The organism is Anaerococcus sp. C0059F3 (assembly GCF_056590475.1).
Window position 1 is genome coordinate 153,630 of sequence record NZ_JBWPWE010000005.1, and the last position, 10,916, is coordinate 164,545.

Below are 10,916 nucleotides of genomic sequence, written 5' to 3' on the forward strand. Positions count from 1 at the left end.
TAATTATCTTAAAATTTTGGTCAAAGATTCCTTATTTTAGGTCCTTAATTTCGTCAAAGAGGTCCTTGTTCTTTTCAATATCGGACCTTGCCCCAAACACAACCAGGTTATCAAGGTCCATGGCCTTGTCAAAAGAATCGCTTAAAGCCTTGATATCATCAAGATTTGCTGCCTTGATTTCAGCTAGAATGTCGTCTTCTTTTTTGGAAGAAGGAATCCTAAAGTAGGCGTAGTCGGCATCGCCCATTTGCTTTGGATTTCTAGGCCTTAAAATGGTACCCATAGAGGAAATTTTTTGGTTTTCAAAATCCCTGTCGGTCATTTCTAGGTCTTTGGCTATTTGACCAATCTTGTTGAAAGAGTCAATAGTTGAAGAAATATTTGGGTCCCTGTAGGAATAGGTCGCAAGAAGCATGGACCTTGAAACAAACATGCCTGCCCCGTAGGCACCGCCCTGGGCCCTGATTAGGGAGTAGAGGTATGGGTTTGACATGATTGATCCTGCAAGGAGGAATTTGCCGTCATAGCCACCTTCAAAATCATAGAAATTAGCTGATTTTGCGACGTAGTTGACATTTGCGTCGGTTGCTATAGCTTCTTTTTTGGCCCTAGCTTCAAATTCGATTTCGACATCTGCTTCTCTCCTGCCAAGGTCTGCAAAAGCCTCATTTATTCCGCCTTTCATAAGGTCATAGCCGTCTTTTTCGCTTGTAATATTTATAGAAAGGTCTTTTGTAAATATCCTCTTATAAACATTTTCCAGCCTCTCTTGAAGTTTGCCAAAGTCATTTTCTGCTAAAGCTATGTTTTCCTTGATAAAGTCGTAATAGGCGATTCCTGTCAAGTTTTCCTGGAGGTAGGCGTGCTTATCGATGTGGGCGTTGGCCCTGTTTATGGCTATCATATGGCCAATGTCGTACATTTTTGACTCAAAAACAGCCTTTCTAATCCTCAAAAGTTCATGAATCCTAGCCTGGTTTGCAAAAAGGGAATTTTTTGTGAAATCTTTTACGATGTCAGCGGCTTGTTTTGTGTAGGTAGGCAGGGTCTTGAAAGAAACCTTGAAGGTCCTGTCAATCTCTTCTGCACCTTTTTTGAAATTCATGATTGAGAAATTCAAAGACCCAAGTTTTTGCCAAATGAGGTCGTCGATTTCTGTATATTTCATAGTTTTGGTGTCAATTGATCCTAAAAGTTCGCCTATGATTTGGGCATATTTGAAGTCCTCAAGATTTAGGTGGTTTAGGTTAAAATACATATCTGTGTAGATTAATCCAGCTGTGGAAAGGTCGTTATAGACATATTCAAAAGTATCGGTTTCAACCTCTCTTGGGACCTCTCTAGTTTTTGTAGGTACGTCTTTTATGTCGAGTTTTGGAATGGTCGCCTTTTCTTCCTCTGTATCCTCGCGGTCCTGGTAGGTCTTGAGCTTTTCCAAATCTTCCTTAATTTCGCTAAGCTTTTCTGGAGTCATTTCTTCATTGACCTTATCTAGGTAAGCCTTGAAATCTTCATCTTGATTTTTGTTATAATCGACCGAAGGCCTTGCAATATGAATGAGCTTAGTAGGATTATCTAGGTAAAATTCCTTGATAAAGTCCTCGTAATAAGTTGTGTCGATTAGAGCCTTAAGTTCTTTTAAATAGTCAACCAGCCTAAAGACTTCGAAAGGATCGGCGTCAAAGGACATGGATAGGTAGTAATTTAGGCCGGAATTTACAGAATTTAGGTTTTCCCTTTGGCCAAAGTCAAAGAGGGAAAAGGCTGATTTGAGGGCTTCCTTGTTAATTCCCTGGCTAGCTCTTTTTAGTCCACTTTCAATTATTTCCACAAAGTCATTGACCTTGGCAGCATCAGTTTTTTGGGCTTGGATAATAAGGGCTGACCTGTTGCCATAAGCGTTTCTTGCGTAAAAATATTCTGGAGATAAGATTTCTTGAATCTCATTCCTAATCTTTGATGAATCCATATTGAAAAGGGCATTTACAAGAATGGCCGCAGTTAGAGTTTCCTTGACATCAAGGGCAGAGTGGGTCAACATGGCGTAGGTCAAATAATCTTGGCCAGGCTTTTCCTCACTTGCTGGATAGGTGGACTCTATTGGTTGTTCATAGAAATTTTCCTTAACTTCTATGGCAAGGTCCATGGATTTAGCCTCATATTTTGATAAATATTCCTCGTCAAGCCTTGTCAAATATGGATCTATGTCATCTATATTGCCATAAAAATAAATATAGGCGTTTGATGGGTGGTAGTGGTCAGCGTAGAATTTTTGGAATTCTTCAAAGGTCAAATCCTTGATAAAACGAGGATCACCGCCAGATTCGTACTGGTAAGGGGAATTTTTGTAGAGATAGGAATTTATATCATTATCTATGATAGATTCTGGATCTGATAGGGCACCTTTCATCTCGTTATAAACCACGCCTGAAACCCCAACAACTTGGTCGCCTTCGATGTCGTAATGCCAACCTTCTTGGTCTAAGATTTGCTTTTTATTAATAACAAGGGGCGCTAAAACTGCGTCAGTATAGACGTCAACTAGGTTTCTAAAATCCTTGTCATTTTCACTTGAAACAGGAAAAACTGTCTTGTCTGGATAGGTCATGGCATTCAAAAAAGTTTGCAAAGATGAAGAATCCATGGCCATGAAAGGGTCCTTGGTCGGATATTTTTTTGAACCATTAAGGACAGAATGCTCCATAATGTGGGCCATGCCCTTAGAATTTGTTGGTGGGGTTTTAAAACCAATGGCAAAGGTCTTGTTGGTGTCATCTTTTTTGGCAAAAACGACCTTGGCGCCGGTCTTTATATGCTTATAATGGAAAGCCTCAATGCCTATAGCAGGGAAATTTTCACTTTTAATTAATTCGTAATTTTTGTTCATAAATCATCCTTTACTAATATTGTTCTCATTAGGACTATACCATTCTTGGAGTTACTTAAAATAATATTTGACAAAGATAAAAACTGAAGTAAGATTACATTAGAAATATGAATTAGTTTCGAACGAAAGAAAATATGAAAAACTAAAATAGAAAGGGAAAAATATGACTCAGTCAACATACGGAAGTAATTATTTTGGAGCTTTAACTCCAAGGATGCAAGAATTAAGGGATGAGCTTTTAGACAAGACCCCAGAAATTTGTGTAGAAAGAGCGGAAATTGTAACAAAATCTTATAAGGAAAACCAAAACAAACCTCTTCACATCAAAAGAGCCTTGATGCTTAAGGATATTTTAGAAAATATGTCAATCTATATCGAAGATTGCGGCTTAATTGCAGGTAACCAAGCTTCTTCAAATAGGGCTGCGCCAATTTTTCCAGAATATGCAATGGGATGGGTAATTGACGAGCTAGACGACCTTGAAAAACGTGACGGAGACGTCTTTACAATTACCGAAGAAAATAAGGAAAAATTAAGGGCCATATATCCTTATTGGGAAAATAACACCATTTACGATAAGGGTAAGCCATATATGCCTGACCAGGCACAAAAATATGCGGACCTTGGCATAATTTCATTTTTAGGAAAGGTAACCAGTGGTGACGGCCATTTTGCGGCTGACTACACCAACATGTTAAAAGTTGGCCTAAAAGACTATAAGAAAAGGGCAGAGGAAAAATTAAGAAATCTTGACCTTTCAGATTATAAAAACATCAAAAAAACCTACTTCTACAAGGCTTGTATCATAGTAATTGACGCAGTTAGGGACTTTGCCCTCAGGTATGCAGTCCTTGCGGAAGAAAAGGCAAGAGAAACTACAGATGCCAAAAGAAAAGAAGAACTACTTGAAATTGGCCAGATGTTAAGAAGGGTTCCTTTTGAACCAGCTAAGACCTTCAAAGAAGCAGTTCAAGCCATTTGGTTAGGTCACCTTATCTTACAAATCGAATCCAATGGTCACTCAGTTTCTTATGGTAGAGTTGACCAATACCTTGATCCTTTCCTAAGGCAAGACCTAGCTTGCGGTAGGATTACAGAGGATCAGGCGAGCGAAGTCCTAGTCAATCTTTGGTTAAAAACATATACTATAAATAAGGTAAGACCTTGGGGTCATACAGTGTTTTCTGCAGGAAGCCCACTTTACCAAAACGTGACCATAGGCGGCCAAACTAAGGATAAAAAAGATGCCACAAATAAGACATCTTGGCTAATCCTTAAGACAATCGCCCAATGCCATCTCCCACAACCTAACCTCACAGTTAGATACCACAAAAATCTACCAGACGACTTCATGAAGGAATGTTTAGAAGTAATCAGATGTGGTTTTGGTATGCCAGCCTTTAACTCAGATGAGGTAATCATCCCATCTTTTATAGAAAAGGGTGTAAAAGAAGAAGACGCCTACAACTATTGTGCGGTAGGTTGTGTAGAAACAGCTGTTCCAGGCAAGTGGGGCTATAGATGTACCGGTATGAGCTTCTTAAACTTTACCAAGGGAATCCTAATAGCCATGAACGGCGGCAAGGACCCAGCTACAGGTACTTTATTAATAGAAAATGTCAAAGAATTTAAAGATTTGGATAATTTTGAAGACTTTATGGAATCTTGGGATAAGACCATTAGGGAAATGGCTAGGCAAACAGTAGTAGTAGACTCAGTTTGCGATACAATCCAAGAAGAAAACACAGCCGACATCTTGGCAAGCGTATTAACAGACGATTGTATAGAAAGAGGACTTACTATGAAGGAAGGTGGAGCAGTTTATGACTTTATCTCAGGCCTTCAGGTAGGAATTGCAAATACAGCCGACTCACTAGCAGCCATCAAGAAAACCGTTTTTGAAGATAAGACAGTAGGCAAGGAAGAACTCTGGGATGCTCTAATGGATAATTTTGAAAGTCCAAGAGGCAAGGAAATCAGAGAGCTTTTAATAGCCGCTCCAAAATATGGCAATGACGATGATTACGTTGATATGCTAGGAACAAGGGCCTACAATTCCTATATTGATGAGATTAAAAAGGCTAAAAATACAAGGTATGGCAGGGGACCAATCGGTGGTTGCTACTATGCTGGCACCTCTTCAATTTCAGCCAACGTCCCACAAGGTGCAGGCACACTCGCCACACCAGACGGTAGAAAAAAGGGCGAAGCCCTAGCAGAAGGATGTTCACCAAGCCATGGATCAGACTTAAATGGCCCAACAGCAGTATTAAAATCAGTAGCCAAACTCCCAACCAGGGATATCACAGGTGGAGTTTTATTAAACCAAAAAGTAACTCCAACCATGATAGATAAGCCAGGCAACAAGGATAAACTAATAAGCCTAACTAGAGCCTTCTTCGACGGTCTTGAAGGCTACCACATCCAATATAACGTAGTAGACAGGGCAACACTAATAGACGCTCAAATCCACCCAGAAAAACATAAAAACCTAATAGTAAGGGTAGCAGGATATTCAGCCTTCTTCAACGTCTTATCAAAAGATACCCAGGATGATATAATAGCAAGGACTGAACAAAGTCTTTAAAGATAAGTAAAGTCATACTAAGAAAATCCGACCTAGGACTTGGTAAAAGTTTTATAAGCAAAGAGCCTAGGTGAAAATAAGCCGAAATTTAATAAAAAAAGAATACAATAAAGATAAAGAAAATGATTTAATAATGATAACTCATATCGGATGAGGGAGAGAGAAAAAAATATGAAACTATTAATCGACCACGCAGACCTAGATTCTATCAAGGAACTGATAGCCTTATTCCCAATTGACGGGGTTACAACAAACCCTACTATCCTCGCTAAGGCAGGGGAAAATCCTAAAGATAGACTTGTTAAAATTAGAGAACTAATCGGCCCAGACATGGACCTACATTGCCAAGTTGTGGCATCAAAAAAAGAAGAAATGGTGGACCAAGCAAGAAAACTTGTAGCCTTACTTGGGGAAAATACCTATATCAAAGTTCCATCTTCTGGAGAAGGCTTCAAGGCCATGGAAGAACTCACCAAGGAAGGGATAAAGATAACAGCCACAGGCATCTACACCCCTCTCCAAGCCTTCTTAGCCGCCAAGGCAGGAGCTAAATACCTAGCTCCTTATGTAAATAGGATTGATAACCTAGGCTATGACGGCCTTGGTGTGACAAGAAAGATTCAAAACATCCTAGAAGCTAACGATTTTGACGCACAAATCCTAGCCGCATCCTTTAAAAATTCTAACCAGGTCCTTGACCTTGTGGAAAGAGGAGTAGGTGCCCTAACTTTAGGCCCAGATGTCTTTAAGGGTCTGGTAAATGACAAAAACGTTGATTTTGCAATCAAAACCTTCGAAGAAGACTTTGAAAGTATTTTAGAAGAAGGCCAAACCTTCTTAGATATACTATAAAGAAAAAAATCGTCCAAATTGGGCGATTTTTTTTATGATAAGATTAGTTTGATGCCAGAATTCTTCAAGCGGTCCTTAGTTTTTTTCTTGATATTTTTATCAGTTACAACCTTATTAACGGCAACTCCGAGGCCTAGGTTGCCCTCCAATTCAAACTTATGGCTTTCTGTAAGGACGACAACTTGTTTGGCCCTTGAAGCCATATGTCTAACAGCCTCACCCCTGAAAGGATCCTTATTTGAAAAACCCCATTCGCAGGAATAACCATCTGCACCTATAAAAAGCTTATCAACCTTGTAATGTTTAACCGACTCAGCAAGGACAGGTCCCACCAAAACCTGGCTTTTAGTTTGGTAGATACCACCCAGGACAATAATTTGAGCCCCAGTTTCACTTATATAATCAGCAATGAATACAGAATTTGTTATTATAGTAATATTTTTCTTAGTCTCAGCGAGTTTTTTTGCAAAAATCGCACAACAAGACCCAGACTCAATCATAACCGTTTCGTTATCTGCCACAAGCTCACAAGCCTTGTCAGCTATTTGGGTCTTCTCCATAAAGTGAAAAGATAATTTTCTAGAAATTGAATCGTCATCAGCCAACTCTGCATAATTGTGGGTCCTAACTATAAGGCCAGCCTCATCAAGCTCAGTCAAATCCTTCCTTATAGTAACTGCAGACACCTCAAAGATGTCAGAAAGGTCGTTTACAGAAACTTTTTTTCTTTTATTAATTTCTTCGACAAGCTTAGCCTGCCTTTGACTTTTATTCATACATTCTCCTTATTAATTTAAAGATTAAGTTTATATCTTATATACTATTTTACCTACTATTAATATTATAGTATTTTTTTTCAAAACTTTACACAAATTTACAAAGATAAGAAAAAAACAATCGAACAAAATAAAAAAACTTTCGTTTAAAATTGAAACTAGTTTCGAATAGAGTATAGTGATAAAGAGTCAAGCTAGAAAACTATAATTTCCGGAAATGTTTTACTTAATGATTCTAAAACTATAGGGTATTAAAACTAATTATAATGATTAAAGTTAGTTTATTTTTCTAACTACAATCTGATTGTTTTTTTTATATCGTATCTAATAATATTGGTCTTTATAAATTATATTTACCCATTTTTTAATAATAATCATAATTTTAAGGCCTGGTACTTATTTGTCTTTTGAGAACGATTTCTTAGATGACAGCTCTTAGAATTATATAATTAACAGGTGCTTTTTAACGAAAGCCATGACATATAAATATTTTGATTATTTAATTTTAAGAGATTTTTTTTATGTAAATTTTGAAAATTATATCAATTGAAAAGGAGGAAGAATGATAGGAATTATTTTAGCTAGTCATGGTGACTTTGCTAAAGGTATAAAAGAATCATCTGAGATGATTTTTGGCAGTCAAGAGAATTTAGAGACTGTAATGTTAAAACCTTCCATGGGCCCAGAAGAATATAGGAATAATCTAAAAAAGGCCATGGATAAGGTCGGAAGTGGTGATATTTTATTTTTGGCAGACCTCTGGGGAGGAACACCTTTTAACCAATGCATGACCCTCTATGAGGAAGATAAGGATAGGATAGCTGTGGTTGCAGGTGTGAATTTACCTATGCTTATCCAAGCCCTATCTGAGAGGATGACATCAGAATCCGCCCACGACCTTGCCAAGATAATAATTGATACTGCTAGGGAAGGAGCTAAGGGTGTTCCTGAATTTGTGAATCCACCAGATAAGGCCACCTTGCTTAAGGAACTTGAGGAAAATACTATCGGTTGCCAAATACCAACAGGTACTGTTTTGGGAGATGGCAGGATAGATATTGTTTTGGCTAGGGTTGATACAAGATTGCTTCATGGGCAAGTTGCTACAAATTGGACTAAGTTTGTAAATCCAGACAGAATTATAGTTGTTTGTGATAAGGTTTGCAAGGATGAATTAAGAAGCAGAATGATTAAGGAAGCTGCACCTCCAGGGGTCAAGGCCCATGTCATACCTCTCAAGAAAATGATTCAGGTTCAGGATGATCCAAGATTTGGTTCAACTAAGGCTCTATTGTTGTTTGAAGAGCCTCAATCTGTTTTGAAGTTTATGGAATTAGGTGGCAGGCTAGATAAGGTTAACCTTGGTTCTATGGCTCATTCTAAGGGTAAGGTTGTTGCAACAAATGCCATAGCCCTTGACAAGGATGATGTAGAAACACTTGAAAAGATTAAGGATATGGGTGTTGAATTTGATATTAGAAAAGTTCCAGCTGACAGTCCTGAATCTTTTGATAGAATGATTGAAAAAGCTAAAAGAGAATTGAAAATTTCTTAGGAGTAAAATATGAGTATTATTAATATTGTATTAATCGCCGTTGTGGCATTTTTAGCGGGTTGTGGCGGTATAGTTGACGAGTTTCAATTTCACCAACCCTTGGTAGCTTGTACCCTCATTGGTATTTTCACAGGTCATGCAAAAGAGGGAATAATTCTTGGTGGTTCTTTACAGCTGATAGCTCTTGGTTGGGCTAATATTGGTGCTGCAGTGGCTCCTGATGCTGGTCTTGCCTCAGTTGCATCATCTATCATTATGGTCTTGGCACTAAAAGGTGGCAGTGCCGATGCAGAAACAGCAATAAACACAGCCATAACATTGGCTATTCCACTTTCCATTGCAGGTTTGTTCTTGTCTATGATAGTTAGGACCTTGTCTATAATTATCATCCACGGCATGGATGCGGCTGCAGAAGTTGCAGATTTTAGAAAGATAGACAGGCTCACCTACACTGCTTTATTCTTGCAAGGTATCAGGATTATGATTCCTGCCATTATCCTTTGCTTTATCCCAGCTAAGGTAGTTACAGATGCTCTTAACGCAATGCCTGACTGGTTAACAGGAGGTATGGCTGTTGGTGGTGGTATGGTTGCTTCTGTTGGTTATGCCATGGTTATAAATATAATGAGCAGTAAGGAAACATGGCCTTTCTTCATTATCGGTTTTGTATTAGCGGCTTTGCCACAACTAACTTTGATTGGTTTGGGAGCCTTAGGTTCAATGCTTGCTGTTATTTATATGACATTAAAACAGCTTGCTACAAGCAATAAGGCTGCTGTTTCAGGTTCGGGTGATGCATTAGGTGATATTTTAGATGATTTCGAGGGGTTAATATGACAGAAAATATAAATAACAATGAAAACAAGGTAGTTATTAGTAAGGAAGTAAGGAAAAAAGTTTGGTGGCGTCACCAATTTTTGCAAGGGGTTATGAACTATGAGAGAATGCAAAATGGTGGCTGGGCCTATTCGATTTCTCCGGCCCTAGAAGAAATTTATACTGAAAAAGAAGATCAGAGTCAAGCCCTTAAAAGACACTTAGAGTTTTACAATACCCACCCTTATGTTTCAAATTCTGTAATGGGAGTTACCCTCGCCATGGAAGAGGAAAGGGCAAACGGAGCGGATATTGATGATGGGGCAATAAATGGTGTTAAAATCGGTCTTATGGGACCACTTGCAGGTGTAGGTGACCCAGTATTCTGGTTTACAATAAGACCTATACTTGGAGCTCTTGGAGCTTCCTTAGCTCTAACAGGTAATATCGTAGGTCCATTAATATTTTTCCTAATCTGGAATGCTATGAGATTGATATTTGAATGGAAGAGCCAAGAATTTGGTTATAGGACAGGAAATGAAATAATAAAAGACCTATCTGGTGGACTTTTAGGCAGGGTAACTCTTATGGCATCCATACTTGGTATGTTCATAATCGGAGCCCTAGTTCAAAGATGGGTATCAATTAATTTTACAATAAATGTATCATCAGTTACACAACAACCAGGAACCTATATAGATTGGGCAGTCCTACCAGCAGGAGCTGAAGGAATTAAAATGGCAATATCCAAAGCTTTAGAGATTGGACCAACAGCCTTAGACTCTGTTAAGGTGACAACCCTTCAACAAAACCTAGATTCCTTAATTCCAGGTCTATCTGCCTTGCTATTAACTTTAGGTATATGCAAACTTTTAAAGAAGAATATATCTCCTATAGTAATTATATTATCCCTATTTGTTGTAGGAATACTAGCAAGAGTTTTCCATATAATGTAGATGATATCAAGTAAAAATAACAAGGTGGATTTGAATGCAAAGGGAAATTATCTAAAAAATTTCACTAGCCGAGGGGATATTTACATTGGGGATAAGGCATTTGAATATTATAATGAGAAAAATCCAAGAGATTATATACAAATACCATATTCAGAAATTTCCCTAGTTGGGGTAAGGCTCTTGTTTGGCAAAAAGATTTTAAGATTTAAAATTTGCACTAGAAGCAATGGAGATTTTGAATTTAATAGTTCAAACAATAAAAAAATCCTACTCCTCTTACAGACCTACCTAGGCAAAGAAAAAATAAGAAAAATACCTAGTATCCTTGATAAGCTTAAGGATAAAAATAAGAAATAAAAAAACCACCCACTTCAAGTAATAAAATGAACTGACCCCCAAAAGTTAGACCAAAAAACTAACTAAAGGAGGTCAGTTTTTTAATGGCAAAATATAGCACAGAATTCAAAATGAAAGTAGTAAAAGAATA

General features: G+C 38.0%; 8 protein-coding genes. 6 read left to right on the forward strand and 2 right to left on the reverse strand.

Annotation, left to right across the window (positions count from 1 at the left end; genetic code table 11):
- Nucleotides 1–31: 31 nt before the first annotated feature.
- A complete protein-coding gene (locus AC1EJ5_RS04860; RefSeq protein ID WP_479814880.1) occupies nucleotides 32–2,887 on the reverse strand; it encodes an insulinase family protein in 2,856 nt (951 codons plus the stop codon).
- A gap of 163 nt (nucleotides 2,888–3,050) precedes the next feature.
- Here AC1EJ5_RS04860 and AC1EJ5_RS04865 point away from each other — a divergent pair, with 163 nt between their 5' ends.
- Together AC1EJ5_RS04865 and AC1EJ5_RS04870 are read left to right on the forward strand one after the other, a co-directional pair.
- Nucleotides 3,051–5,474 (forward strand): glycyl radical protein, encoded by a 2,424-nt coding sequence (locus AC1EJ5_RS04865; protein WP_308749489.1) that lies wholly within the window; start codon nucleotides 3,051–3,053, stop codon nucleotides 5,472–5,474.
- Nucleotides 5,475–5,645: 171 nt separating this feature from the next.
- The gene (locus AC1EJ5_RS04870; protein WP_308749488.1) at nucleotides 5,646–6,326 is read left to right on the forward strand and encodes a transaldolase family protein; all 681 of its coding nucleotides are present in this window, start codon (nucleotides 5,646–5,648) and stop codon (nucleotides 6,324–6,326) included.
- Nucleotides 6,327–6,358: 32 nt separating this feature from the next.
- Here AC1EJ5_RS04870 and AC1EJ5_RS04875 read toward each other — a convergent pair whose 3' ends face one another.
- A complete protein-coding gene (locus AC1EJ5_RS04875) occupies nucleotides 6,359–7,102 on the reverse strand; it encodes a DeoR/GlpR family DNA-binding transcription regulator (RefSeq protein WP_223418876.1) in 744 nt (247 codons plus the stop codon).
- Between the two features lie 562 nt (nucleotides 7,103–7,664).
- On the opposite strand from AC1EJ5_RS04875, the gene AC1EJ5_RS04880 reads away from it, so the two are divergent.
- From AC1EJ5_RS04880 to AC1EJ5_RS04895, 4 genes are read left to right on the forward strand one after another with little or no spacing between them, the layout of a single operon-like run.
- Nucleotides 7,665–8,657 carry a PTS sugar transporter subunit IIB gene (locus tag AC1EJ5_RS04880; RefSeq protein ID WP_223418878.1) on the forward strand — a complete coding sequence of 331 codons (993 nt, stop codon included), beginning with the start codon at nucleotides 7,665–7,667 and terminating at the stop codon, nucleotides 8,655–8,657.
- Between the two features lie 9 nt (nucleotides 8,658–8,666).
- Entirely contained in the window at nucleotides 8,667–9,494 is an 828-nt protein-coding gene (locus AC1EJ5_RS04885; protein ID WP_479814882.1) for a PTS mannose/fructose/sorbose transporter subunit IIC, read from the forward strand.
- Nucleotides 9,491–10,429 (forward strand): PTS system mannose/fructose/sorbose family transporter subunit IID, encoded by a 939-nt coding sequence (locus tag AC1EJ5_RS04890; protein WP_348938444.1) that lies wholly within the window; start codon nucleotides 9,491–9,493, stop codon nucleotides 10,427–10,429. Before AC1EJ5_RS04885 ends, AC1EJ5_RS04890 begins: the two co-directional genes overlap by 4 nt.
- On the forward strand, nucleotides 10,430–10,786 hold the full coding sequence (locus AC1EJ5_RS04895; protein WP_223418884.1) for a DUF956 family protein: 357 nt from the start codon (nucleotides 10,430–10,432) through the stop codon (nucleotides 10,784–10,786). It abuts the gene before it with no gap.
- The last annotated feature ends 130 nt before the right edge of the window (nucleotides 10,787–10,916 follow it).